Consider the following 280-nt stretch of genomic DNA (forward strand, 5'->3'; position numbering starts at 1 on the left):
CTGGCTGGTGCGTAACGGTGCCGGGCAGTTGTTGCTGACGAGCCGTCGTGGTCTGGATGCGCCGGGTGCTGCCGAACTGCGTGATGAGCTGGCCGGGTTCGGTGCGACCGTCACGGTGGCCGCGTGTGATGTGGCCGACCGTGCGGCGCTGGCCGGTCTGCTCGACTCGGTCGAGCTGTCCGCGGTGTTCCACACGGCCGGTGTGCTGGACGACGGTGTCGTCGACGGCCTGACGGTGGAGCGGTTCGCCACGGTGGCGCGTCCGAAGGTGGATGCGGCG

1 protein-coding gene is annotated in these 280 nt (G+C 70.4%); it reads left to right on the forward strand.

The genetic code is table 11. The features are described from left to right. Positions 1-280: KR domain-containing protein (locus UK12_RS35535; RefSeq protein ID WP_045307360.1), on the forward strand; the 280-nt coding region annotated here is incomplete at both ends.

This window comes from Saccharothrix sp. ST-888, assembly GCF_000955975.1.
Taxonomy (GTDB): Bacteria; Actinomycetota; Actinomycetes; order Streptomycetales; family Streptomycetaceae; genus Kitasatospora.